A 23,584-nucleotide genomic window follows, 5' to 3' on the forward strand; every position below is an offset into this window, starting at 1 on the left:
ACCCCAGACCGTCATCACAATCGGGCTTCGGGGTGCCCCACGCCAGCAACGGACGCGATGTGCGAAGCACGAGCAGTCAGTTAACGCAAGTAACCCCATCAGCAGTAATATCCGGCGCACTCCCCGCCGGAGGACCCTGCAAAACCGCCGGAGCAGACGCCGGATGCACCCCAGAGTCATCCGAATACTTCTGCCCCAAATAAACCCGGAAATGATCCTTCTCAAGAGAATTATCCGAAGCCACCGCAACCCCGCCAAGCTTCTCGCCGATAGCCTCAGCCTGACTACGCTGCCCCCGCCCGTAGTACACAGTGGACGTCCGCCGAGTAGCACTATTGGAAACGGACCCCCGCGAATACCCGGCAGCAGCAAGCTTGTCGGCAACCCGGTTGGCCAGCCCATCCACCCCAGACGAGTTGCGCACATCAACCACATAAGCAGCCAACGCAGGATCCCCAGTCGAAGAAGACGGCGGCGCACCAGCCGAGGAAGACGGCGCAGAAGCAGAACCAGTCTGCTCCCGAACAAACTTCTGCACCTGCTGAGGATCAACCTGCACGGCATCACCGTCATTAGGCGTCTTCAACGTAATGCTAACCACCGGAATAGTAACGAAGTTGATACTCCCGGCACTCATCCCGTGCAACTGCTGAGCAAACCCCAGCAAATCCCAGTTCGTATCGACAACGACAGCCTTCTTGACCGCCCCGATCAACGCATCCAACTTGCCGGGATCCGTCAACGTCCCAGCAGAAAGAATAGTCTTGGCCATGCTGGCCATGAAAACCTGCTGCCGCTTGATTCGATCAAGGTCCCCATTGGGCAACCCATGCCGCTGCCGCACGAACTGCAACGCCTGCGCCCCGGCGACATTCTGCGGCCCGGCAGGAAAATTGGCCCCGGAGTAACTGTCCTTGACCGGAGCCTTAAGGCAAACCGGGATCCCGCCAACAGCCTGGCTGACGTAGTAAAACCCGGCCAGATTCACGGCGGCGTAGTGCGTGATGGTCAACCCGGTCAGCTGCTGCACAGTCTCGATAGCAGTCTTGGCTCCAGCCTGAGCCGAGTCGGTCTCCAGCTGCGTCCCGGACTCGCCGGCGGCCTTCAACTCGTTCTTGCGGGCAATCTGCCCATAAGTATAAGCCGAATTGATCTTGTGCTTCCCGAACTTCCCGGCAAGCTGGACGTAAGAGTCACGCGGGATGGAAATCGCCGTGGCGTTCCCGCCCCCGGCGGGGATATGCACGACGATCATCGTGTCCGTCGTATCGCCGCCGTCCTCGGCGCCGCCCGCGTGCAGCTGGTCGAGCACGTCCTCCGGCAGCGGATTGCCCTCCGCGTCGGTGCGCGTGTCCAGGCCGACCATCAGGATGTTCTGCTCGCCCATCGGCGAACCGGCGCCGGCGCCGATCACATCGGACCTGGTCAGGCCGTCGGTGATCTGGTTCAGCTTCGACCACGCGAAGGCGGTGCCGCCGAGGACGAGCAGTGAAACCACGGCCAGAAGCACCTGGGCGACGCGGATCGCGCTGGAGGTCTTGCGACGACGCATCGGGGTTCCTCTTCCTGCCACGTCCGGTGGTCGAAGGACCCACGGTAGCGGGCGTCTCACCTGGACGGGTTACCGCTTACCCCAAATTGCGGAGACGGCGCCCGGAATGTCGGACCGAGGGTGTACCTCCACCGGGGGTCCGGCCTCGACTCTCATTCTACAGGGATGTAGTTTTACTACAGCCGTGTAGAAGTCGAAAGGGGTGCCGGATGGCCCGCGTGGTGATCGTGTCCGCCCGGATCGGGGCAGGTCACGACGGTGCCGCCAGAGAGCTGGACCGGTGGTTCGCCGATCGCGGCGCGCACGTCGTCCGCGCCGATTTCCTGGACCTGCTCCCGGGAAGACTCGGCGAACTGCTCTGCGGCGCCTATCACCAGCAGCTCAACACGGTCCCGCGCAGCTGGGACTGGCTGCTCGGCGCACTCGGCACGCCCGCGCTGGCCGGAGCCGCCCGCCGGTTCGCCGGGCTCGCCGCCCCGAGGCTCCGGGAACTGCTCGGCGACAGCACCGACGTCGTCGTCTCGACCTATCCGCTCGCCACGCACGCGGTCGCCCGGCTGCGGCGCTCGAACGAACTGACCGCGCCCCTGGTCGTCTACCTCACCGACCCGTCGGTACACCGGCTGTGCGTCAGCCCGGACGCGACGCTCACCGTCGCTCCCAACGAAACCGCCGCCCGCCAAGCCAAAGCGCTCGGAGCCGGTCGCACGCTCGTCTCGCGTCCGCTGGTCGCGCCCGCGTTCCGGCCGTCGGCGGGGATGACCGAACGGCTGCGGCTCCGGCTCGCCTTCGGCCTTCCGCACGACGGTCCGCTCGCGTTGGTGGTCGCCGGATCCTGGGGCGTCGGCCAAATCGGACAGACCGCCGACGACCTTCTCGCAACCGGACTCGTCGAGCCGGTAGTGGTCTGCGGCCGCAACGAAGCGCTGGCCGAAAAGCTGCGGAAAACCGGACACCGGCACGTATTCGGCTGGGTCGACAAGATGCCCGAGCTGATGCGCGCGTGCGACGTCGTGGTGCAGAACGCGGGCGGGCTGACCACGTCGGAAGCGCTCGCGACCGGCCTGCCGGTGCTGACTTACCGCTGCCTGCCCGGCCACGGCCGCGCCAACGCCGCGGTGCTCCACGACGACGGGATCGTGCCGTGGGTCCACTCGCCGAGCGAACTGACCGAAGCGCTGGAGTGGTTGCTGCGACGCCCGGCCAAGGCGGCCGGATGATCCGCGGACTCGCCGCGGCGGCCCTCGCGCACGCGGCACCGGCGGCATTGTTCGTCCCGCAGCTGCGCCCGCCCCGCCTGGCCGGACGCGGCGACCCAAGCCACGTAGCGCTGACTTTCGACGACGGCCCGAATCCGGAGTCCACGCCGCAGTTCCTCCGAACCCTCGAGAAGCTGGAAGTCCGCGCGACCTTCTTCGTGCTGGGCCGAGAGTTGGCCGCTGCACCGGAACTCGGCCGGGAGATCGCCGCAGCAGGACACGAGATCGCAGTGCACGGCTGGGATCACCGCTGCTTCCTGCGCCGCTCCCCGAAAGCCCTGCACGACGAGCTGACCCACACCGTCGACCTGATCGAACTCGTCACCGGCACCCGGCCGCAGTGGCTGCGCGCGCCGTACGGAGTGTTCAGCGCGAGCTCCTTGGTCTCGGCGCGAATTCTCGGCCTTCAGCCCGTTTTGTGGAGTACCTGGGGATTCGACTGGACCAGTCGCGCCACACCGCGCTCGGTCGTGCGCACGGTGTGCCGAAGGCTGACCGGCGGCGGCACGATCCTGTTGCACGACTCCGATGTCGCCGCCGCGCCGGGAGCCTGGCGGTCAGCGCTCGGCGCAATCCCGGTGCTGGTGTCGGAATGCCGGGAGCGTGGGCTCGCCGTGGGTCCCTTGCGCGACCACGCAAGCGGCCTGCTGAGCGGTCTCGAGGCCGGTGTGCAGATCGGTGGCCGCGTCGAGCGTGCAAGCCGTCGACCAGGCGCAAGCGCCGAGTACGACCGCCACGGCGACCGCCGCGAGTGGATTTCGCCGCGAGCCTGACGACGGGGCGGACAGCAGCGCACGCACGCGCTGCGGCACCGGTCCACCGGTCGCAGCAAGCGCGAGTGAAGGCTGAGAACGACTGGCCAGCGCGGCCTTCGCGACCGCCGTGGCCACCAGTTTCCGGTCCCCAACACGGTCCGCGGCGGCTTCGTCTGCCCAGCGTTCCAGCGCGAACCGAGCGGCCGAACCGAGCGGCCGCAGCACCGGATTGACCGTGGTGGCGACCGTGACGATCGCCGCGAAAACATGGTGCCGCAGCCGCAAATGCGCGCATTCGTGGGCGAGCAGCGCGCGGCGTTCCCGCGGTTCCAGCGCCGAGAGCATCCCGCTGGACACCGCGATCCGGCCGCCGCCCCCGGCCACCGCGAACGCGACCGGTTCCTCGCCCGGCAGCAGCACGAAGCCAGCCTCGCGAGTGTGCGCGTTCAGTTCGGCGTGCACCCTCCGGTGCCAGCGCACGTACTGAATCGCCGTGCGGGTCAACGCGACTCCGGCGGCCACGAGCGCGATCCCGCTGACGATCGCCAGCGGCAGGTTCACCGCGTCGGCCCCATGGAACGCGACGGCGGAGAAATCGCCCAGCTCACCGACGAACGGCAGCTGCGCCAGACCCGCCGCAGCGAGGACCGCGAGCGTCGCTGTACTTCCGACGGCCAGCACCAGCGCGGACCCGGCGAGTAGCCAGCTGCCCAGCCGCGGCGACAGCCGGGGAGCGACCCAGCGCGCCACCGGCCAGGAAGCCAGCGGCAGCAGCAGCGGAGCGAGCAGGTCGAGGTTCACGTCAGCCGCCGTTCTGGCGCAGAAGATCGCGCAGCACGCGCTCGTCCGAAGCGGACAGATTCGACACGAATTTCGCCAGCACGCTGGAGCGGTCGGCTTCGGCGTCGAGCACCTTGCTCATCCGGCGGGCGGCGAGCCCGGGTTCGTCGTCGGCGGCGCGGTAGGTGAACGAGCGGCCCTGCTTCTCGCGGGTCGCCACGCCCTTCTCGAACAGCCGGGACAGGATCGTGACGACGGTGGTGTAGGCCAGCCCGCCGCCGATCCGCTCCTGCACGCCGGCGGCCGACATCGGCTCGTCGGATTCCCACAGCACCGCGAGCACCTCGGCCTCCAGCTCCCCGGGAGCCCGCCGGGCGCTCTCGCCCCGTCCGTTCCGCATGGCCCAAATTCTACCTGTTTGTCGAAGCTGCTCGGCTCACTACTACGTTCATGTAGAATTTCGACAGTTGTGTAGTAGTTGGAGGTGGGCATGCTCGACCCGAAGTGGCTGCTGGCCGCGTTCGGCCCGCTCGGCGTCTTCGCGGTGATGTTCGCCGAGACCGGACTGCTCGTGGGGTTCTTCCTGCCGGGCGATTCGCTGTTGTTCACCGCGGGGGTGCTGGCGGCCTCGTCGAAGCTGCACCTGCCGCTCGCGGCGGTCATCGTCGCGGCGGCGGCCGGAGCACTGCTCGGCGCGCAGGCTGGCTACATTCTCGGCCGACGCGGCGGCGGCGCACTGCTCGTCCGGGTGCGCAGCAAGCACCTGCATGAGGGCGTCGCGCGCGGATCGGCGCTGCTCACCCGGTACGGGCTCGGCAAGGCAGTGGTGCTGGCCCGGTTCATCCCGGTGGTCCGGACCGTGCTGAACCCGCTCGTCGGCATCGCCGGGATGCCCGCCGCGAAGTTCGCGATGTGGCAGGTGCTCGGCGGTCTGCTGTGGACAGTCGGGGTGACGCTCGCCGGGTACGCGCTGGGCGCGTCGGTGCCGAACATCGACACGTACCTGCTGCCGATCATCGCCGTGGTGGTGCTGCTTTCGCTGAGCCCGCTGCTGATCGAACTCGTCCGCGCACGCCGGAGCGCGGCGCGATGATCGATGCCGGGCTATATCGCGACGTCACGGATTTCGCGTGGTCCCAGCAGTGGCTGGCCGGAATCGCGACGACGTTCAGCGAATACGGAGTTTTCCTGATCGTGCCGGTGATCCTCGCGCTGCTCTGGCGGGCGCGTACCAGGGGAGCGGCGGCGCTGGCGGCCGCGGCGTGGGTGCCGATCGCGATCGCGGTGGCGCTCGCCGTGGACACGGTGCTGAAGTCGGTGTTCGCCGAGGTCCGGCCGTGTCGCGTGGTAGCCGGCGTGCACACGCTGCTGCCGTGCGATCCGCCGACCGACTACGCGTTTCCCAGCAACCACACGGTCATCGTCGCGGCGTTCGCGGTGGCGGTGTTGCTGGTCAACCGCAAATGGGGAGTCTGGGCGCTCGTTTTCGCGGTGCTGATGGGGATTTCGCGGGTGTACGTCGGGGCGCATTACCCGCACGACGTGCTCGCGGGGTTCGTGGTCGGTGCCGGGGTCGCGCTGCTCGGGCTCGTGGTCCGCGAACCGCTCGCCAAGGTGGCGGTTCGGCTGATTCCGGCCGTATCCGGGAGGAAAGCATGACCGAACGACCTGTCCGCTGCTCCGACGCCGAACGCGAGCAAACGACGAAAGTCCTGAACGACGCGGCGGGCGAGGGGCGGCTGAGCCTCGCCGAGGTGGAAGAACGAGTCACCACCGTCTATTCGGCGCAGTACCGGCACGAACTGGACGCGGTGGTCGCGGATTTGCCGAAGCCCGCGGCACGGGCGAGCTGGCAGCCGTTGCTCCTGCTGGCCGGACATCAGCTGGTCACGGAGTTCGGCAGTGCGCCGGCGCGACGGAAGCTGGCCGTCGGGGTGTTGCTGATGATCGCGGTGGCGATGATGGTTTTCCTTGCCGCGCACGGTTTCGCCGGCGAAGGGCATCACTTCGAGCACCACTAGACTGGCGGGGTGCAGAGGGAATCGGGCGTCGCCTTAGTCACCGGAAGTTCGCGCGGAATCGGCAGAGCGATCGCGGAACGGCTGGGTGCGGACGGGTTTTCCGTCGCGGTCAACTACCGCGCCGGCCAGGAGGCGGCCGCCGCCGTCGTCGCGAAGATCCGCGCGGACGGCGGGCAGGCGACCGCGCTGCGTGCGGACGTAACCGACGACGCTGAGCTGCGCGGCCTTTTCGACCGCACGGAAGAGGAATTCGGCGGTCTCGACGTGGTCGTCGCCAACGTCGGGATCGCCCGGTTCGTGCCGCTCGCGGAGGCCTCCGACGAGATCTACGACCTGATCTTCTCTACTAATCTGCGGCCGACCTTCGTCGCCCTGCGCGAAGCGGCCCGGCGCGTGCGCGACGGCGGCCGGATCGTCGTGGTGTCGAGCGGAGTGGTCCCGACGGCCCGGCCCGGCACCGGGATCTACGGTGCCGCGAAGGCCGCCGGAGACCAGTTCGTGCGGGTGCTGGCGAAGGAACTCGGCCCGCGCGGCGTGACGGTGAACAGCGTGCTTCCGGGCGCGGTCCGCACCGAAGCGCTCCTCGCTGATGGCCCGCCGGGCGTGGTCGAGTACAGCGCTAAGCAGACTCCTCTTGGACGGATCGCCGAGCCTGGCGACATCGCGGACATCGTGGGTTTTCTGGCGTCGGACCAGGCTCGCTGGGTCACTGGCCAGACGGTGCACGCTGGCGGCGGCCAGTTCTAACCGCGCTCGGCCAGCAGCTGCGTCCGGACGTCGGTCTTCAGCACCTTCCCGACCTTTGATCGCGGCAGGTCCGGCCAGAGCAGGACTTCCTTCGGGGTCTTCACGCTGCCGAGCAGTTCCTTCACGGTGGCCCGCAGCTCGTCCGCGGCGGCGGTCCGTCCTTGGTGCAGCTGGACGACCGCGGTCACCTGCTCGCCCCACTTTTCGTGCGGCAGCCCGACCACTGCGCAGTCCTGCACGGCCGGATGCGTCATCAGCGCCTGCTCCACCTCGGCCGAGTAGACGTTGAATCCGCCGGTGATGATCATGTCCTTCGCCCGGTCCACGACGTACAGGAAGTTCTCCTCGTCGAGGTAGCCGATGTCGCCGGTGTGGTGCCAGCCGTGCTTGCTGACGTCGGCGGTCGCCTCCGGATTCCGGTAGTAGCCAGGCATCACGAGTGGCCCGCGCACGACGATCTCGCCCCGTTCGCCGCACGGCAGCAGGGTTCCGTCCTCGGCCATGATCGCCACCTGCGTCAGCGGCGTCGGACGGCCCGCTGAGGTGAAACGTTCGCGCGCCAGAGAACCGTCCGGATGGAAGTGCTCGGCGGGGGCCAGCGTGGAGATCATCATCGGGGCCTCGCTTTGCCCGAACAGCTGTCCGAGCACCGGGCCGATCCGGGTGATCGCCTCCTCCAACCGGGCAGCGGACATCGGCGCGGCCCCGTACCACAGGCATTCCAGTGAGCTGAAGTCCGTTGTGGACAGTGTGGGATGGTCCAGCAGCAGATAAATCAACGTGGGCGGCAGAAAAGTGTGGGTAATCCGGTGCCGTTCGATCAGCTCGAGGAACCGGCCGAGGTCCGGCGACGGCATCACCACGATCTCGCCGCCGAGCGCCAGCACCGGGAAGCACAGCACCCCGGCGGCGTGCGTGAGCGGGGCCAGCGCGAGGTAGCGCGGACGCGGCTGGAACGGGTAGCTCATCAACGTCAGCGCCGACATGGTTTCGACGTTGTGCCCGGTCAGCACCACGCCTTTCGGCCGTCCGGTGGTGCCGCCGGTGCCGACGAGCATGGCCGTGTCGTCCGGCGGCTCGGACTGCCACGGCGTGTCCGGAAGCCCGTCGAGCCATTCGGCCAGCGGGATCGCGCCGGGGAACGAGCCGTCGAGGCACACCACCGTGGTCAGCTTTGGCAGCTGATCGGCGATGCGGGAGACGAGCGGTGCGAACGACTCCTGCACGAGCAGGCACGTGCAGTCGAACAGGTCCAGCAGTTCCCGGTTCTCCGCGGCCTCGTTGCGCGGGTTGACCGGGCACCAGACCGCCCCTGCCCGGCTGATGCCGAAGACGCACCCGAACGACACCGGGTCGTTCGCGGAGAGGATCGCCACCTTGTCGCCCGGCCGCACGCCGGAACGCGCGAGCGCCCGGGCGACCCGCCAGGACAGCTGCTGGACCTCGCCGTAGCTGAGCGATCCGCCGTCCGTGGTCAAACACGGGGCGGACGGGCCCAGCGAGGCGCCCTTGTCGAGGTAATCGGTCAGTCGCACCGCTCGTCTCCCAGACTCAGGACTGCACCGTCAGAACCGGATTCGAGACCAGCCCGAACGACCGCAGCACGCCGAGCAGTTCGCGGTGCCCGAACGCCTGGCACGCCGACGCGAACCCGGCCCGCCGCGGCGGTTGCTGCAGCAGCGAATACGCCGCGTACGCCTGCATCAGCCCGGTCTGCTTGTAATTGCAGGTCCCGTGGATCACGCAGTGCGCACGGCCGAGCGGGCCGGACGCATGCACCGAGTCCAGCGACGTGTTGATCCGCTGGTTTTCCCTCGGCGGCATTTCGTCCCGGACCGCGGCCGCCTGCTCGTGCAGCACCTTGAGTTTTTCTTCCAGCGGCAGGTCTTTCACCTGCTCCAGCACGGCCGCGACGATCTGCGGCACGCCCTGCATCAGCGCCCGGTCGAACACGCCGCCGACGGCTTTCACGTTGGCTACGCGCGGATCGTTCTTGAACCACACCGGATGCGACGTCCCGCCCCACGGCAGCGCGAGCCCGATCTCGTGATGTCCCGGCACGGCAACATCCTGGAGCCCGCCGTCGGCCGGCCAGGGCGCGTATTCGTTTTGCTCCAGGTAATACGCGGCGGACAGCGCGGCGTTCACGAGGATGGTCTGCGTGGAAGCGACTGTGGGGTAACCCTTCCAGAACACCAGAATGTCCAAAGTGTCCAGTCCGGGCGTCTCCAGGCAGAGGTTCGCCGCGATCTCGCCGGTGGTGTACATCTGCGCGATGCCGGGGGAGAGCAGCAGGCCCTTGGCGGCCATGTCCGCGCCGTAACGCTCTTCGGCGGCGATCAGCCAGTCCTGCTCGCCGGTGGTGTCGAGGTAGTGCGTTCCGGATTCGAGACAGGCCTGGACGACCTCGTGGCCGTACTCGCTGAACGGGCCGACGGTGTTGCACACCACCGACGCGTCGCGGAAAAGCTCGGTGAGCGGGCCGGTTTCGTGGGATACCTCGACGACCTCGTGGTCCACGGTGTCGAGGCCGGGGATGTGGTCGAGCGCCGCCTGGACCCGGGCCTTGTCCCGGCCGGCCGCGGTGAAGGGCACGTTGTACTCGCGGAGGTATTCGCAGATCAGGCGGCCGGTGTAGCCGGACGCGCCGTAAACGACGACGGGCTTGGTCACTGGTTTTCCTTTCTTGGAGTGCCGGAGCGCTGGAAGGGGTTCACATGCCCATGCCGCCGTCGACCGGGAGGCCGGCGCCGGTGATGAAGCGGGCGGCGTCCGAGGCGAGGAACACCACCGCGTCGGCCATGTCGGCGACCTCGCCGAGCCGGCCGGCCGGGGTCTGCGCGACGACCGCGCCGATCGCCTCCTCGACGCTCGGAAACAGCCCGACGTCGACCACGTCCATCGCGAGCTGGTTGCCCATCTGCGTCGGGACCAGGCCGGGGTACACGCAGTTCACCCGCACCCCGTAGCCGAGCTTCCCGGACTCCATCGCAGCGACCCGGGTGAGCCGGTCGACCGCCGATTTCGTCGCCGAGTAACCGGCGATGCCGGGAAACGCGATGGTCGCGGCCACCGAGGCGATGTTCACGACCGCGCCGCCGTGTCCGGCCGCGCCGCCCGGGCGCATAGCGCGGAACGCGTGCTTCACGCCGAGCGAGGTGCCGAGCACGTTGACCTCGAGCATCTTCCGCACGTCGGCCGGGTTGAGGTCGGCGACGAGACCGGTGATCTCCACGCCCGCGTTGTTCACGACGATGTCGAGCCCGCCGTGCTCGCCGACCACCGCCTCGACCGCCTGCGCCCAGTTGTCGTCGTCGGTCACGTCCAGCCGGACGAAGCCGCTGCTGGCCCCGCTCTGCTTGATCGCGTCGGCGGTCTGGCGGCCGAGGTCCTCCTGGACGTCGCCGATGACCACCGCCGCGCCTGCCTTCGCGAGCGCCTCGGCCATGCCCTGGCCGAGGCCCTGCGCGCCGCCTGTGACCAGCGCGGTGCGCCCGGTCAGGTCGTAGGAACCCATCGACATCTCCTCCTTGAGACGTGCCGCCGGTGCGGTGTAGGTCACACCGTAGCTAATTTTGGACAGTCGTCAAGATTTTCTTGGACACTCGTCAAGAAACGCCGTCGCGCTAGACTGCCGGGTGTGACACAGGCGAAGGAGCGCATCTCCCGCCGCGCCGTGGACAAGTTCGCCCAGCGCCGCGAGCAGCTGGCCGAGTCCGCGCTGCAGGCGCTGGCCGAGCTGGGCTATGCCCGCACGAGCCTGCGCGAAATCGCCCAGAAATCCGACTTCTCGCACGGCGTCCTGCACTACTACTTCGCCGACAAGGTCGAGCTGCTCACCTACGCGGTCCGCAAGTTCGAAGAGGTCTGCGTGACCCGCTACGACGACGTCGTGGCCGCGGCGGGCTCGGCTGACGAGCTGAAACACGGGTTCGGCGCAGCCATGGCCGGCACGCTGCGGACCGACGCGGCGATGCACCGCCTCTGGTACGACCTGCGCAACCAGAGCCTGTTCGAGGAGTCGTTCCGCGGCGACGTGCTCGACATCGACGAACAGCGCCAGGACATGGTGTGGCGCGTCGTGCGGCGCTACGCCGAGTTCACCGAACGGCCCGCTCGGGTGTCGCCGGAGGTCGCGTACGCCGCCTTCGACGGCCTGTTCCAGCGGGCGCTCCTGCAACAACTCGCCGGTCAGGACGAGGCGGCGGACCGGTTGGAAGCCGACGTCGCGGCTCTGCTCACGCATTTCGTCTGACGGTTACCCCGCCCGAGTGGTGATCTCCGGTGCGCGCGCCCGTCCGTGGTTAGGATGCGCTCGGACGGTCACCGGGTGAGAAGGGGTGCGCGAGTGCAAGCGGGGGACCTTGAACCGCCTGAGCCGCAGGCCGTTTCCGCGCCGTTGACGAGGGCGGCGATCTTCCTGATGGTCAGCGTCGACCCCGGCGCCGAGCAGACCGCGAAAGACCTCCTCGCCGACCTGGCCGGGCTGCAGCGCGCGGTCGGCTTCCGCGATGCCAGTGCCGGGCTCACCTGCGTCGCCGGGATTTCGTCCGCGGCCTGGGACCGGATCTACGGCGGCCCGCGACCCGCGGAACTGCACGAGCTGCCGGTCTTTTCCGGCGAGAAGCACACGAGCGTCCTCACCGCCGAGGCTGACCTGCTGTTCCACCTCCGCGCCGAACGGCTCGACCTCTGCTTCGAGCTGGAATCGCTGATCATGGACCGGCTGCGCGGCTCGGTGAAGGTGCTCGACGAGGTGCAGGGCTTCCGGTATTTCGACGCGCGCGACGTGCTCGGTTTCGTCGACGGCACCGAGAATCCGACCGGCAACGGCGTCAATCAGGCAGTGCTGGTGGACGACGACGAACCGTTCGACCGGGGCAGTTACGTGGTCGTGCAGAAGTACCTGCACGACATGCAGGCCTGGAACGCGCTCAGCACCGAGCAGCAGGAGCTGGTGATCGGGCGGCGCAAACTGTCCGATGTGGAGCTGTCGGACGAGGAAAAGCCCGCCGATGCGCACATCGCGCTCAACGTGATCACCGACGACGAGGGCAACGAGCTCGACATCCTGCGCGACAACATGCCGTTCGGCCGTCCCGGGCACGACGAGTTCGGCACGTACTTCATCGGCTACACCAAATCTCCCGCGGTGATCGAGAAAATGCTGGAGAACATGTTCGTCGGATCGCCGCCCGGCAACTACGACCGGATTCTCGACTTCTCCACGCCCCTCACCGGCGCGTTGTTCTACGTGCCCACAGCGGACTTCCTGGAAGATCCGCCGGACGCCCCGCCCGAGCCGGAACCGCCGGCTGCCGCGACGCCCGCCGGGACGTCGCTGAACATCGGAAGCCTGCGAAGGAGCATTCGGTCATGAACAACCTGCACCGCGAACTCGCCCCGATCTCCGCCGCCGCGTGGGCGGACCTGGAGGAAGAGGCGAAGCGCACCTTCGCCGAGTTCGCCGCCGCCCGCCGGGTGGTCGACGTCGTCGTCACCGGAGACCCTGCGCTCGCCGCGATCGGCACCGGACGCCGCGAACGCGTCGGCGACAAGTTCGACGGCGTCGCGACGAGCCTGCGCACCGCGCAACGGATCGTGGAGCTGCGGGTGCCGTTCACGGTGTCGCGCGAGGAAGTCGATTCGGTCGAGTGGGGCGCGAAAGACGCCGACTGGCAGCCGGTGAAGGACGCCGCGCAGCAGATCGCGTATGCCGAGGACCGGATCGTGCTCGACGGTTTCGCCGAGGCAGGCATCACCGGCATCCGGCCGGCGTCGTCGCTCTCGCCGATCGCGCTGCCGCCGGAAGCCCCGGGCTACCCGAAGGCCATCGGCGACGCGATCGCCGAACTGCGCGACGCGGGCGTCGCCGGTCCGTACACCGTCCTGCTCAGCGACGACGAGTTCACCGCCGCGTACGAGGCGGCCAACCACGGTTATCCGGTGCTGGAACACCTGAAGCAGATCGTGGACGGAGACCTCATCCGCACGCCCGCCATCAGCGGTGCCTGCGTCCTGTCCACGCGCGGCGGCGACTACGAACTCCACTTCGGACAGGATCTGTCCATTGGGTACTCCAGCCACGACGCGTCCACTGTGGAGCTGTACTTCTACGAGACGCTGACCTTCCTCGTGAACACCGCCGAAGCGGGGATCGGGCTGACCGCCTGAGCCGTTACCTGATCATGCGGTCTTGTTACGCAGCGCGGACATTCGCCGAACCGTCCGGGGATACCCGCTCGCGATAGTTGCGGCGTGCTGCGGAACAAGATCAAGAATGTGCTGCTCGTACTGCCCGCGGTAGTCGTCGCCGGATGCTCCGGTCTCCCGGTGCTCGACGGCGACCCCGACCACGACCCGGCTCAGGGCGGTGCTCCCGAAGGTGTCACGCTCACGCCGTTCGACACGAACTACCCGGCCGTCGGGAATCTCGACCCGGCGTTGCGGAAAGCGTTGCAGGACGCGGCAACCGACGCACGTCAGCGCAAAGTGGACATTCACATCGCGTCCGGCTGGCGAACCAAGGAGTACCAGCAGAAGCTGCTCGACGCGGGCATCGAAAAGTACGGCAGCCTGGAAAAAGCGCGGAAGTACGTGAACACGCCGGAACAATCGACACACGTGTCCGGCAAGGCCGTCGACGTCGCCCCCACCCGCGCCGACGACTGGCTCATCCAGCACGGTGCGAAATACGGACTGTGCCAGGTGTACTCGAACGAGATGTGGCACTTCGAACTGCTCACCACTCCCGGCGGCAAGTGCCCGCCCACCCGTACGGACGCCGCCGGTTAGCGTCCGTACGGGCGGCCTGGATCACGGAGCCCAGTAGTTCCCGGACATCACCAGGTAGACCAGCAACTTGATGGTCTCGCCGTAGTAAGTGTCGTCATACGGGTTGCCCGCCATGTACTTCCACAGCGAATCCGTCCACGCCTGATCGCCGGCGACCATCGCCGCGACACCCACCGGGTTCGCCGCCACTTCGGACTGGTCACTGGTCTTGGTCGGCGTACCGTCCAATTTGGTGTGCGGATAGATCTTGGCCGGGTTGCTGCCGGATTTGCTCTTGTAGCTGGCCGACTCCTTCTTGGCGACGTCGGTCGCGACCTTGCCGCCGTACAGCAACGCGTCAGTGCCCATGTGCCAAGGCACGCGAACCGAGTTGTACCCGACGATGTTGTCCGGCTGATTCTCGAGATGGTCTGCGGGCGCGGGCTTCGGACTGCTGGTGTTCGCCCCGACCACGAAGTCGGACAACAGATTCGCGGTCGGCGAGTACTTGGCCGTGAACTGGGTGATCAGCTGCTCGGTGCGGGTGACGACCTTGTTCCAGTCATGCGCGGTGTCGTACTTCGCGAACGCGCGCAAGTGGTCGAGCATGAAGTCCGACGGCCGGGTGTCGTCGTTGCCCGCGTCGTCGGCGATCTTGAGATGCCCGTCCGATGCGACGTCGTGCTGGTAGACCTTGGCCAGCCAGTCCTTCGCGGCCGCGCTGTAGCCGCCCCACTGCTTGTCCGCGAGGATCAGCCCGTACCCGACGTCGAGGTCGCCGTCGGTGGCGGAGTCAGGAGTGCCGCCGTCGGAGTACTTGCAGGTCTTGCCGTCGATCACCCACTGGAAGAGCCCTTTGCTGTCCCGGTGGTCCTGGACGAACTTCCACATCCCGTCGAAGATCGTCTTGGCCTGGTCGTCGTACCCCGCCATCAGCGGGACGATGTTCATCCCGTATCCCTGAGCCTCGGAAACGGTGCCCTTGTTGGGCGCGTCGTCGGTAGCCCAGACGAGGTAACCGCCGCAAGCCTGGCGGAGGTAAGTTTTCTTCCAGGAGTCGTACTGCTTCTTGACCGCGGCGTCCTGCTCGGCCTGACTAACCGACGGCCGGACACCAGTCTGATAGGTGACGTGCGCGGGAAACGGATGCGCCACGGCGGCTGCGGTCGCAGGCCCAGCACCGGCCAGCGCGGCGGTAAGCGAAACGGAAGCGGCGGCGAACAGCGCCACCTTCCGGGAAGCGGGCATGTCGGGGGTCTCCTTGTTAGTAAACTTTCCTAACTAGGCGGCGTTGGGGAAAAGCCTGCTGCCAGTGGGGTGATCGTGTCAAGATGTCCGGCTCGGATGGTTCAGGTGTACCGGTTCCGAAGCTTTCGTGAGGCACCTTCACGCCCTCCCGGGGCGCGGCTGACGTTTGGTGGGTCTCTTCGCAGGCTTCGGGCCGGTTGGCAGTCGTGAGGGGAACCCTGAGGGAATCTGATTCCCTCAGGGTTCCCCTCGCGACCACCGCAAGTCCTCAGCACGCTCCGCGTGCGAGAGGGTCGCCCGCGCCTCGCCGCAAGTCCGTGAAGGGCTCCTTGAGGGAATCAGATTCCCTCAAGGAGCCCTTCACGGACCGCCTCGCTGCCGCGCCGCCTCGCCGCCTGCCGTCACCGCGACGCACCGAATGTGGCGTTCGGTGCATCAGACGCACCCAATGCCACATTGGGGCGCGAACCTCCGCCGCGAACCGCGCCCGACCAGGCAACCAAGCCGCGCACCCACCCGCCCACCCACCCAACCGCGCCCGCACGCCCAACCCGCCAACGCTCCCAAGCCGCGCGGCCCACCAACAAAACCGCAGCCAGCGCACCCAGCTCACCAGGCACCCACACCCCCCCGCACCCCGATACGAAGCCAAAATGCGGTCTGGGGTGGCTTGTCAAGGCATCTTTCCCGCCTTGACAAGCCACCCCAGACCGTCATGACAATCAGGCTTCGGGGTGCCCCACGCAAGAATCGGACGCGATGTGCGAAGCACGAGCCGTCCGCCACGCCCCCACATGATTCCCAGCCCCACGCGCGCAAGCATGGGATCATCACCCCCGGCAACAACCAGGGAACAGGGGAGCCAGCATGACCACCGGCCGTTCGGCCCAAGCCGAACTCAACAGCGGCATCCTCCCCGGCAACGTCCGGGCAGACGACTGGATCATGCTCGCCCTAGCCGTAGTCTCCACCGGAATGCTGGGCTGGCTCCTCATCAGCCCGCCCCCGCCGGACATCAGCCACTGGTTCTTCATCGCCGACTGCACCATCTGCGCCATCTTCTTCCTGGAACTCCTCCACCGCTGGCGCAAACAAGGCTGGCGAGCCGCGTTCCTGGCCCGCACCTGGTACGAAGTCTTCGCGATGATCCCGGTAGCCCACCCGGCCTTCACCCAAAACCACCACGTCCTGGGCGTAATCCTCCTGATCATCCGCCTGGGCCGAGCCGCGGACCGAGCCGTGGGCGAGCAATTCACCTACCGCCTGGTGGACAAACTCTCCGAACCCATCGTCCGCGCCATCAAAAAACCAGTGACCATCGCCGTCCTGGACGAGGTGGTCAAGGTCCTGGAAACCGGCAACTACCCCGAAAACCTCGCCAAATCCCTCAGCGAAAACAAGACCGAACTGCGCGCCATCATCACCGAAAAGATCTCCGAGGACCCGCAACTGGGCAAACTGCGCAGGCTCCCGTTCCACGACGAAATCGTCCGCGCCACCGTGGACACGTCCTTCCGGGTCCTCCTGGAAGTCCTCTTGGACCCACGCATCGACGACTTCTTCTCCTCCGTGGTCCGCGACAACCGCGAACAAATCCGCCGCGCGGTCGCACTCGGACTGGCCGATGTGGACGACTCCCCGGACGAACACCTCCTGCGCACCCGCACCCAGCGCACCGCGGCGCACGAGTACGACGCGAACCACCCCGCCAAGTGATCATCCATTGTGGACATATCTACCGTGCGCCGTCACGCGCTGACTCTCCGTTGCGGCACAAAGTATTCGTGTGGAAAGGGCAGGCGGTGAACCGTCAACCGCTGAAAGAGTGCACTGTGGTCGCGCGGTGCGCGCACAGGTGCCTGGAGTAGGGTGAGATCGCTCGTTCCGTTGCTGCACAAGGGTTGTGTTGGCTCGAGTACGAGGCGTTCCCGCCGGTGCCGGGGCAGACTGGAGCCGGCGGGGAGGTTGAGCGCTGGTTTGGAGTCGTGGACGTGATTGATAGCGGGCAGCAGGTACGCAGGTGCCGTCGGCGGGACTGTGCGGAGGATTCCTTGTGGCGCGGGCTGTGCTCCGTGCATTGGAACCGCTGGCAGAGCGGCGCGGACGCACTCGAGCTTCCGGACGATGACGTTCCCCCGCCGCCCGCGCAGGTCTGGTGGCCGCCGGAGCGCTCGCACGCGCCGTTGAGCAGCCGGGTGCTGCCGGGCTCGTAACCGCTCGAGGGCCGCGTCGAACACAGTCGGCATGCGTCCGGTCACTTCGTGCCACCGGAGAAGGTCCGGACGTGGCGCTAGCCCCCGGACAACGCGTGTCCGGGGGCCGAACGCCGAGCGCTTACCGGCGTGAACGCGGGATGCGCGGCTGCTCGGGCGCGGAGAGCATCCGCACCAGCCGGGCCCGCGCCACTCGATAGAGCAGGTCACCGCGGTCGTCCGGGACCACTCTGCCGTCGAGGTCGCGCCCGGCCGCGCGCACCACCACCTCGACCGCTTCGGCGGGCACCCGGCCCGCGAATTCCCCGGTCAGCCACGTGGTGACCTCGTCGGCCACCCGGCTCCGCACCGTCATCGGACACTCCCAGTCTCCGCTCGCGGGGCCGTTCGGGGCGGCCCCGGCACTGGTCCGACGACCGTGTCCGGGCGACGTGACGCGAAAACCGAGGAGAAAGTCTTTCCTGGCGGCGCGAGTAAACCCGGGAGTAGGTCACCTGAGCGCGTTGCGCGCGATCACCTCCGCATACCACCGCGCGCTGCGCTTCGGCGTGCGCCGTTGGGTCCGGTAGTCGACGTGCACCAGGCCGAACCGTTTCGCATACCCCTCGGCCCATTCGAAATTGTCGAGCAACGACCAGTAGAAATACCCGCGCAGATCCACTCCCTGGGCCAGCGCGTCGTGCGCGGCCCGCAAATGCGCGTCGAGAAAAGCGACACGATCGTCGTCGGAGATCTCGCCGTCGCGGAGCACGTCCGGATACGCCGCGCCGTTTTCGGTGACGTACAACGGTACCGGCGGGTAATCCCGATGCACCTGCAGCAGCGATTCGGTCAGCCCAGCGGGCTGCACTTCCCAGCCGGAATGCGTGCGCGGCGCGGCCAGGTCCGGGACGAAGTGCACCTGCTGCGCTCCTGGCCATTCTTCGCCCGTCGGGGTGCTTCCCGCGCGCGCCGAACCGGCCACCCGGTACCCGCGGTAGTAGTTGACGCCCAGCCAATCGATCGGCTTGCCGACTACCGCCTCGTCGCCGTCGCGCACCACGGCGTCGAAGCCGAACCGGGACAGGTCCTCGCGCAGGTCGGCGGGATAGCCCCCGCGCAGCAGCGGATCGAGGAACAACCGGTTCTGCAGCCCGTCGATCCGGCGGACGGCGTCGGCGTCGTCGGCTGAGTCCGCGACGACCGGGTACAGGTTCAGCGTGATCCCGGACGGGGAGCTGGTGTGCTGCCGGAGCACGTCCATCGCCAGCCCGTGCCCCAGCAGCAGGTGATGTGCCGCGGCCACCGCGCCCTCCGGTGACGTCCGGCCGGGCGCGTGGACCCCCGAACCGTAGCCGAGCATTGCCGCGCACCACGGTTCGTTCAGTGTCGACCAACTCGCGACGCGATCACCGAGCCGGGCCGCGACAGTCTCGGCGTACTCGGCGAACCGGTAGGCGGTGTCGCGCGCGGTCCAGCCGCCACGGTCCTCAAGCGACTGCGGAAGATCCCAGTGATACAGCGTCGCCCACGGCTGGATGCCCGCCGCCAGCAACTGGTCCACGAGCCGGTCGTAGAACTCCAGCCCGCGCGGCTCCGGCTTGCCGTAGGGCAGGATCCGGGGCCAGGAAAGGGAGAACCGATACGCTGTGAGTCCGAGAGAGCGCATCAACGCAACGTCGTCGGCGTAGCGGCGGTAGTGGTCGGCGGCCGGGTCGCCGGTATCGCCGCCAGCGACCGCGCCCGGCCGCGCTGCGAACGTGTCCCAGACGGAAGCCTCGCGTCCGTCCACTGTGGTCGAACCCTCGACCTGGAAGGCCGCCGTGGCGGCGCCCCAGACGAACGCGTCCGGGAACGCGAGCACGTCGGGGATCGGCTGTGCGGACATGGTCACCCTTTCACGGCGCCTTGCATGATCCCGGCCACGATCTGGCGGCCGAGCAGGAGGAAGACGATGAGGATCGGAATCGTGGCCAGCGTGGTGCCCGCGAGCACCAGCGAATAGTCGACGTAGTAGCCGGATTGCAGCTTCTCCAGTGCCACTTGGACGGTCGGATTGCCCGCGTCGAGCACCACCAGCGGCCACAGGAAGTCGTTCCAGGACGTCATGAACGTGAACATCGCGAGGATCGCTGCCGCCGGACGGACGGCGGGAAGGCACACGTTCCAGAAGATCCGGATCATGCTGCATCCGTCCATGCGGGCGGCTTCGATCAGCTCGTACGGCAATGCGTCCACTGTGTACTGCCGCATCCAGAACACGCCGAACGCGGTGACCAGATTCGGCACGATCACGGACTGCAGGCCGCCCGCCCAGCCGAGCTTCGACATCGCGATGAACAACGGGATGATGCCGAGTTGGGTCGGCACCGCGAGCGTCACGACGATGAACACGAACAAGCCGTTGCGGCCGCGGAAGCGCAGTTTGGCGAAGGCGAATCCGGCCAGCGACGAGAACAACACGGTGGTGAGCGTGACGGTGCCGGACACGATGATGCTGTTCCCGAGCGCTCGCCAGAACGGCACGGTGTCGAAAACCCGAGCCGCGTTGGCGAAGAAGTTGCCGCCGGGCAGCAGCGGCGGGATCCGTTCGGTGAGCATTCCGTTGTCACGGCTGGCTACGAGGAACGACCAGTAGAACGGGAACAGCGAACCGAGCACGAACACGGTCAGCACGCCGTAGGTCGCCTTGCGCGGCTTGCCGAGCTGGGCCGCGCGCGCCCGCAAACTCATTTGGACGCTCATCTACGCCTCCCTGCGAGCCGCCCGGTGACGAAGTAGTTGATCAGTGCGATCACGACGATGATCAGGAAAAGCACCCACGCGATCGCGGACGCGTAGCCGAGATTGAAATTCTCGAAAGCGGTTTGGTACAGATACAGCGTCACCGTCTGGAACTGGTGGGTGGAACCGCCGTTGTTCGAGCCGGGCATCGCGTCGAACAGCTTGGGCTCGGTGAAGATCTGCAGCCCACCGATGGTCGACGTGATGGTGACGAAGATGAGCGTGGGTTTGAGCAGCGGCAATGTCACGTGGGTGAAGCGGCGCACGGTGCCCGCGCCGTCGATCAGCGCGGCCTCGTGCAATTCCTTCGGAATGGCTTGCATGGCGGCGAGAACGATCAGTGCGTTATAGCCGGTCCACCGCCAGTTGACCATGATCGCGATGGCGATGTGGCTGGCGAACCGGTTGGCCTGCCAGTCCACAGGGGACAGTCCGAGTGTCTGGAGCACGCCGTTGACGAGCCCGTACCGCGGACCGAACAGGTTCGCGAAGATGATCCCGAGCGCCACCAGACTCGCCGCGTACGGCAGCAGAATCCCGACCCGCCAACTGGTCGCGCCGCGCAGCCGCAGCGTAAGCACCGCAGCGAGCAGTACCGCGATGATCAGCTGTGGCACGCTGGACAGCAGGAAGATGCTGACCGTGTTCTCCAGCGCGTGCCAGAACTGTGTATCCGCGAACAGTTCCTTGAAGTTGTCGAGCCCGATGAAGTCCGGGTTGTCGTCCCCGGCTTTCCAGGAGAATAACGACACGTACGCGGTGTACAGCAACGGGAACATGCCCACGATGGCGAACACGATGAAGAACGGCGCCACGTAGAGATACGGCGAGACTTTGACATCCCAGCGAGCCAGCCGGTCGCGGAGGCCGGGCCGCGTCGCAGCATGCGGCCGCGTCATGGCCCGGCTTTCCGGAGCGGTCTTGTCGGTGACAGTCATCGTCAGCGGGTGAGTTTCTTAGCGCCGTCGACCAGCCGCTGCCAGCCGTCCGCGGCCGAAGCGCCCTGTTCCACCGACTGCAACGCCGGGCTGGCCACGTTTTCCTGGATCTGACCGTCGTTCGGGCCCTTGTATTGCGGCTTCGCCACCTTCTTCGCCTGCTCGGCGAACAGTTCGCCGATCTTCGCGCCGCCGAAGTACGCGTCAGTCGCGTTCAGCAGCTGCGGGCTTTCCAGCGCCTTCGCCTGGCTCGGGAAGTTGCCCTTGGCCTCGAACGCCTTGATCTGCTGCTCCGGCGCGGTGAGCCAGGCGGCCAGTTCAGCGGCCTCGCGCGGGTGTTTGCTCTGCGTCGGCACCGTCAGGTACGAACCGCCCCAGTTGCCGCCTCCGCCGGGAAATGCCGCGGTAACCGCCCATTTGCTCGCGTTGTCCGGTCCGGCCTGTTCCTTGATCACGCCGAGCATCCACGCCGGACAGGCCTTAGTGGCGAACGCGCTTTGCTTGAACCCGGAATTCCATTCGTTGCTGAACGCGGTGAGCTTCGCCGATTCGCCTTTCGCGACCGCGTCGGTCACCTTCGCCCAGGCGTCCTTGATGCCTTGGTTGGTGTCCAGCGTGAGCTTGTCATTGGTGTCGAGGTAGCCGACCGGCAGCTGATTGACCATGGAGTTGAAGTTCTGCGCCGCCGAATCGAACCACGCCTTGCCGGTCTTGGCGGTGTACTGAGCACCGGCCGCGAAATAGCTGTCCCACGTGGCGAACAGCGGTTTCACCGCCTCCGGGTCGCTGGGCAGCCCGGCCGCGGCGAGCAGGTCCTTGCGGTAGCACATGGCGAGCGGGCCGATGTCCGTGCCGTAGCCGATCAGCTTGCCGTTCTTGTCTTTGCCCGCGTCGTATTTCCACGACAGCCAGCGGTCCGGCTGAGCGCTCGAAGGCCCGATCTTGCTCAGGTCGTTGAACTTCGAGGACTTGCTGAGGATGTCCGACAGGTGGCCTTCCTCGACGGCCTGCACGTCGGCGAGGCCGGAGCCGGCGGCGAGCTTCGTCATCATGTCCTGCGCGTACGGCCCGCCCTGACCGGTTTTGCGGTGGGTGATCTTGATGTTCGGGTGCAGCCGCTCGTACTCCGGGATGAGCGCCTCGTAGCCGAACTCCGTGAACGTCGCGAGCGTCAGCTCCACGTGCTCGTTCGGCCCGGCCGCCGCGGGCACGTCTCCGTCGCCGCCGCCGCAGGCCGCGGCGCTCACCGCGGTCATCGTGATGCCCAGTGCCAGCACCAGGCCCTTCCGGAACGTTGTCACCGTCGTCAACCCCTTGGAAGTCATCCTGGGAGCGCTCCCAGATGCCGACCGAGTGTGTTGCAGGTAACGGTGGATGTCAAGGCCAGAGTCTCCGGGAGCGCTCCCGGTCGGACGCCGTTAAGCTGACCCGACCGACCGACAGGCAGGGGGTGGGCGAAGTGGTGCCTCGGTCCGAGGACGAGCGGCCGACACTGGAGGACGTCGCGGCGTTCGCCGGGGTTTCGCGGTCCACCGCGTCGCGCGCGTTGAACGACGACGCGTACGTCAGCGCGCGCTCGCGCGAGAAGGTGCTGGCGGCCGCGCGAGACCTCGGGTATTCGCCGAACCAGGCCGCGCGCTCGCTTGTCACCCGGCGGACCGGCGCGATCGCGGTGGTGCTGTCGGAGCCGGAAGCCCGGCTGCTCGACGACCCGTACCGGACCGCGGTGATGCGCGCGGGCTACCGGGAACTGGCCGACGTCGGCTGCCAGATGGTGTTGCTGTTCAGCGACACTCGCGAAGATCTCGGCCGTACCGTGCGGTTTCTCGAGGGCGGGCACGTCGACGGAGTCCTCGTCTTCGCCCCGCATCGCGCCGATCCGCTGCCCCGGGCGTTGCGGTTGCTGAAGCTGCCCACGGTGTTCGGCGGACAGGCCGCCGATCTGCGCCGGGGCGTGCATCTGGTGGATTTCGACAATGAGGGCGGCGCCCGGCAGGCGGTGACGCATCTCGTGGAATCCGGCCGCCGCCGGATCGCGACCATCGCGGGCCCGCAGGACCAGGGCGCGCCGATCGACCGGCTCGCCGGCTGGCGCAAGACGCTCGTGGACGCCGGGATCGACCCGGCCGGGCTGTCCGAGGAGGCCGACTTCACCCTGGCCGGCGGCGCGCAAGCGATGGCCGCGCTGCTGGAGCGGGCACCTGATCTCGACGCGGTGTTCGTCGGCAGCGACATGATGGCGGTGGGCGCGCTGCGCACGCTGTCGGACGCCGGCCGCGACGTGCCCGGTGACGTCGCGGTGGTCAGCTTCGACGACAACGCCGCGCTGGCTCCGGCCATGACGCCGCCGTTGACCTCGGTGCACCAGGATCCGCGCGAACAGGTCCACGCGATGGTCTCGACGCTGATGCGGCTGCTGGACGGCGAGGACGTCGCACCGGGCGCGCAGATCCTGCCGGTGTCGCTGGTCGTGCGCGAGTCCAGCTAACCCGGCTTTTCGGGACCCCTCCCAGCCGCTTCGCCCTACCTTCCCC

At 67.6% G+C, this 23,584-nt stretch carries 23 protein-coding genes and 1 pseudogene; 12 read left to right on the forward strand and 12 right to left on the reverse strand.

Features of this window, described 5'->3' with window-relative positions; translation table 11 throughout:
* Positions 1–76: 76 nt before the first annotated feature.
* Entirely contained in the window at positions 77–1,552 is a 1,476-nt protein-coding gene (locus AB5I40_RS33275; RefSeq protein ID WP_370934160.1) for an LCP family protein, read from the reverse strand.
* Between the two features lie 209 nt (positions 1,553–1,761).
* Between AB5I40_RS33275 and AB5I40_RS33280 the strand changes: the two genes are divergently transcribed.
* Together AB5I40_RS33280 and AB5I40_RS33285 are read left to right on the forward strand one after the other, a co-directional pair.
* Positions 1,762–2,772 (forward strand): glycosyltransferase, encoded by a 1,011-nt coding sequence (locus AB5I40_RS33280; RefSeq protein WP_370934161.1) that lies wholly within the window; start codon positions 1,762–1,764, stop codon positions 2,770–2,772.
* Positions 2,769–3,212: pseudogene (locus tag AB5I40_RS33285) on the forward strand (polysaccharide deacetylase family protein); the annotation flags it as partial. The gene AB5I40_RS33280 and the pseudogene AB5I40_RS33285, both read left to right, overlap by 4 nt.
* A gap of 156 nt (positions 3,213–3,368) precedes the next feature.
* Here AB5I40_RS33285 and AB5I40_RS33290 read toward each other — a convergent pair.
* Together AB5I40_RS33290 and AB5I40_RS33295 are read right to left on the reverse strand one after the other, a co-directional pair.
* Entirely contained in the window at positions 3,369–4,367 is a 999-nt protein-coding gene (locus AB5I40_RS33290; RefSeq protein ID WP_370934162.1) for a M56 family metallopeptidase, read from the reverse strand.
* Position 4,368: 1 nt separating this feature from the next.
* Complete coding sequence (locus AB5I40_RS33295; protein WP_116203718.1) at positions 4,369–4,746, reverse strand: BlaI/MecI/CopY family transcriptional regulator; 378 nt, start codon at positions 4,744–4,746, stop codon at positions 4,369–4,371.
* A 90-nt stretch (positions 4,747–4,836) separates the two neighbouring features.
* On the opposite strand from AB5I40_RS33295, the gene AB5I40_RS33300 reads away from it, so the two are divergent.
* From AB5I40_RS33300 to AB5I40_RS33315, 4 genes are read left to right on the forward strand one after another with little or no spacing between them, the layout of a single operon-like run.
* Positions 4,837–5,439 carry a DedA family protein gene (locus tag AB5I40_RS33300; protein ID WP_370934163.1) on the forward strand — a complete coding sequence of 201 codons (603 nt, stop codon included), beginning with the start codon at positions 4,837–4,839 and terminating at the stop codon, positions 5,437–5,439.
* Positions 5,436–6,005 (forward strand): phosphatase PAP2 family protein, encoded by a 570-nt coding sequence (locus tag AB5I40_RS33305; protein ID WP_370934164.1) that lies wholly within the window; start codon positions 5,436–5,438, stop codon positions 6,003–6,005. Before AB5I40_RS33300 ends, AB5I40_RS33305 begins: the two co-directional genes overlap by 4 nt.
* Entirely contained in the window at positions 6,002–6,367 is a 366-nt protein-coding gene (locus tag AB5I40_RS33310; protein WP_370934165.1) for a DUF1707 domain-containing protein, read from the forward strand. Before AB5I40_RS33305 ends, AB5I40_RS33310 begins: the two co-directional genes overlap by 4 nt.
* Positions 6,368–6,376: 9 nt before the next feature.
* Complete coding sequence (locus tag AB5I40_RS33315; protein WP_370934166.1) at positions 6,377–7,114, forward strand: SDR family oxidoreductase; 738 nt, start codon at positions 6,377–6,379, stop codon at positions 7,112–7,114.
* Here AB5I40_RS33315 and AB5I40_RS33320 read toward each other — a convergent pair.
* Genes AB5I40_RS33320 through AB5I40_RS33330 form a run of 3 tightly spaced genes read right to left on the reverse strand, consistent with a single transcriptional unit; the run spans position 7,111 to position 10,631 of the window.
* Positions 7,111–8,649: a long-chain fatty acid--CoA ligase gene (locus AB5I40_RS33320; protein WP_370934167.1), complete on the reverse strand. Its 1,539-nt coding sequence runs from the start codon at positions 8,647–8,649 to the stop codon at positions 7,111–7,113. The genes AB5I40_RS33315 and AB5I40_RS33320 overlap by 4 nt on opposite strands.
* Positions 8,650–8,665: 16 nt before the next feature.
* Positions 8,666–9,787 (reverse strand): DUF5938 domain-containing protein, encoded by a 1,122-nt coding sequence (locus tag AB5I40_RS33325; protein WP_370934168.1) that lies wholly within the window; start codon positions 9,785–9,787, stop codon positions 8,666–8,668.
* 40 nt (positions 9,788–9,827) lie between these two features.
* Positions 9,828–10,631 carry an SDR family NAD(P)-dependent oxidoreductase gene (locus AB5I40_RS33330; RefSeq protein ID WP_370934169.1) on the reverse strand — a complete coding sequence of 268 codons (804 nt, stop codon included), beginning with the start codon at positions 10,629–10,631 and terminating at the stop codon, positions 9,828–9,830.
* Between the two features lie 123 nt (positions 10,632–10,754).
* On the opposite strand from AB5I40_RS33330, the gene AB5I40_RS33335 reads away from it, so the two are divergent.
* From AB5I40_RS33335 to AB5I40_RS33350, 4 genes are all read left to right on the forward strand, one after another.
* Positions 10,755–11,369 (forward strand): TetR/AcrR family transcriptional regulator, encoded by a 615-nt coding sequence (locus AB5I40_RS33335; protein WP_370934170.1) that lies wholly within the window; start codon positions 10,755–10,757, stop codon positions 11,367–11,369.
* A 93-nt stretch (positions 11,370–11,462) separates the two neighbouring features.
* The gene (locus AB5I40_RS33340) at positions 11,463–12,494 is read left to right on the forward strand and encodes a Dyp-type peroxidase (protein ID WP_370934171.1); all 1,032 of its coding nucleotides are present in this window, start codon (positions 11,463–11,465) and stop codon (positions 12,492–12,494) included.
* Entirely contained in the window at positions 12,491–13,288 is a 798-nt protein-coding gene (locus tag AB5I40_RS33345; protein WP_344279959.1) for a family 1 encapsulin nanocompartment shell protein, read from the forward strand. The genes AB5I40_RS33340 and AB5I40_RS33345 overlap by 4 nt, the downstream gene beginning before the upstream one ends.
* Before the next feature lie 84 nt (positions 13,289–13,372).
* Positions 13,373–13,909 (forward strand): M15 family metallopeptidase, encoded by a 537-nt coding sequence (locus AB5I40_RS33350; protein ID WP_370934172.1) that lies wholly within the window; start codon positions 13,373–13,375, stop codon positions 13,907–13,909.
* 21 nt (positions 13,910–13,930) lie between these two features.
* Here the strand turns inward: AB5I40_RS33350 and AB5I40_RS33355 are convergent, their stop codons facing one another.
* Complete coding sequence (locus AB5I40_RS33355; protein WP_370934173.1) at positions 13,931–15,136, reverse strand: glycosyl hydrolase family 8; 1,206 nt, start codon at positions 15,134–15,136, stop codon at positions 13,931–13,933.
* Between the two features lie 867 nt (positions 15,137–16,003).
* Between AB5I40_RS33355 and AB5I40_RS33360 the strand changes: the two genes are divergently transcribed.
* Entirely contained in the window at positions 16,004–16,852 is an 849-nt protein-coding gene (locus AB5I40_RS33360) for an ion transporter (RefSeq protein ID WP_370934174.1), read from the forward strand.
* A 618-nt stretch (positions 16,853–17,470) separates the two neighbouring features.
* Here the strand turns inward: AB5I40_RS33360 and AB5I40_RS33365 are convergent.
* The 5 genes from AB5I40_RS33365 to AB5I40_RS33385 form a co-directional block, all read right to left on the reverse strand.
* Positions 17,471–17,704 carry a hypothetical protein gene (locus AB5I40_RS33365; RefSeq protein WP_370934175.1) on the reverse strand — a complete coding sequence of 78 codons (234 nt, stop codon included), beginning with the start codon at positions 17,702–17,704 and terminating at the stop codon, positions 17,471–17,473.
* A 135-nt stretch (positions 17,705–17,839) separates the two neighbouring features.
* Positions 17,840–19,216 carry a GH1 family beta-glucosidase gene (locus tag AB5I40_RS33370; RefSeq protein WP_370934176.1) on the reverse strand — a complete coding sequence of 459 codons (1,377 nt, stop codon included), beginning with the start codon at positions 19,214–19,216 and terminating at the stop codon, positions 17,840–17,842.
* A gap of 2 nt (positions 19,217–19,218) precedes the next feature.
* Positions 19,219–20,061 (reverse strand): carbohydrate ABC transporter permease, encoded by an 843-nt coding sequence (locus AB5I40_RS33375; RefSeq protein WP_370940667.1) that lies wholly within the window; start codon positions 20,059–20,061, stop codon positions 19,219–19,221.
* Between the two features lie 8 nt (positions 20,062–20,069).
* On the reverse strand, positions 20,070–21,050 hold the full coding sequence (locus AB5I40_RS33380; protein WP_370934177.1) for a carbohydrate ABC transporter permease: 981 nt from the start codon (positions 21,048–21,050) through the stop codon (positions 20,070–20,072).
* 2 nt (positions 21,051–21,052) lie between these two features.
* Positions 21,053–22,375 (reverse strand): ABC transporter substrate-binding protein, encoded by a 1,323-nt coding sequence (locus tag AB5I40_RS33385; RefSeq protein WP_370934178.1) that lies wholly within the window; start codon positions 22,373–22,375, stop codon positions 21,053–21,055.
* 134 nt (positions 22,376–22,509) lie between these two features.
* Here AB5I40_RS33385 and AB5I40_RS33390 point away from each other — a divergent pair, with 134 nt between their 5' ends.
* Positions 22,510–23,538 (forward strand): LacI family DNA-binding transcriptional regulator, encoded by a 1,029-nt coding sequence (locus tag AB5I40_RS33390; protein ID WP_370934179.1) that lies wholly within the window; start codon positions 22,510–22,512, stop codon positions 23,536–23,538.
* The last annotated feature ends 46 nt before the right edge of the window (positions 23,539–23,584 follow it).

The sequence above is a fragment of the Amycolatopsis sp. cg13 genome (genome assembly GCF_041346965.1).
Taxonomy (GTDB): domain Bacteria; phylum Actinomycetota; class Actinomycetes; order Mycobacteriales; family Pseudonocardiaceae; genus Amycolatopsis.

What these genes read in the sequence shown, in the direction of transcription:
- AB5I40_RS33275 (WP_370934160.1), bottom strand. Translation starts at nt 1,552, where the DNA reads ATGCGTCGTCGCAAGACCTCCAGCGCGATCCGCGTCGCCCAGGTGCTT.
- AB5I40_RS33280 (WP_370934161.1), top strand. Translation starts at nt 1,762, where the DNA reads ATGGCCCGCGTGGTGATCGTGTCCGCCCGGATCGGGGCAGGTCACGAC.
- AB5I40_RS33295 (WP_116203718.1), bottom strand. Translation starts at nt 4,746, where the DNA reads ATGCGGAACGGACGGGGCGAGAGCGCCCGGCGGGCTCCCGGGGAGCTG.
- AB5I40_RS33300 (WP_370934163.1), top strand. Translation starts at nt 4,837, where the DNA reads ATGCTCGACCCGAAGTGGCTGCTGGCCGCGTTCGGCCCGCTCGGCGTC.
- AB5I40_RS33305 (WP_370934164.1), top strand. Translation starts at nt 5,436, where the DNA reads ATGATCGATGCCGGGCTATATCGCGACGTCACGGATTTCGCGTGGTCC.
- AB5I40_RS33310 (WP_370934165.1), top strand. Translation starts at nt 6,002, where the DNA reads ATGACCGAACGACCTGTCCGCTGCTCCGACGCCGAACGCGAGCAAACG.
- AB5I40_RS33330 (WP_370934169.1), bottom strand. Translation starts at nt 10,631, where the DNA reads ATGGGTTCCTACGACCTGACCGGGCGCACCGCGCTGGTCACAGGCGGC.
- AB5I40_RS33345 (WP_344279959.1), top strand. Translation starts at nt 12,491, where the DNA reads ATGAACAACCTGCACCGCGAACTCGCCCCGATCTCCGCCGCCGCGTGG.
- AB5I40_RS33355 (WP_370934173.1), bottom strand. Translation starts at nt 15,136, where the DNA reads ATGCCCGCTTCCCGGAAGGTGGCGCTGTTCGCCGCCGCTTCCGTTTCG.
- AB5I40_RS33360 (WP_370934174.1), top strand. Translation starts at nt 16,004, where the DNA reads ATGACCACCGGCCGTTCGGCCCAAGCCGAACTCAACAGCGGCATCCTC.
- AB5I40_RS33365 (WP_370934175.1), bottom strand. Translation starts at nt 17,704, where the DNA reads ATGACGGTGCGGAGCCGGGTGGCCGACGAGGTCACCACGTGGCTGACC.
- AB5I40_RS33370 (WP_370934176.1), bottom strand. Translation starts at nt 19,216, where the DNA reads ATGTCCGCACAGCCGATCCCCGACGTGCTCGCGTTCCCGGACGCGTTC.
- AB5I40_RS33375 (WP_370940667.1), bottom strand. Translation starts at nt 20,061, where the DNA reads ATGAGTTTGCGGGCGCGCGCGGCCCAGCTCGGCAAGCCGCGCAAGGCG.
- AB5I40_RS33380 (WP_370934177.1), bottom strand. Translation starts at nt 21,050, where the DNA reads ATGACTGTCACCGACAAGACCGCTCCGGAAAGCCGGGCCATGACGCGG.
- AB5I40_RS33385 (WP_370934178.1), bottom strand. Translation starts at nt 22,375, where the DNA reads ATGACTTCCAAGGGGTTGACGACGGTGACAACGTTCCGGAAGGGCCTG.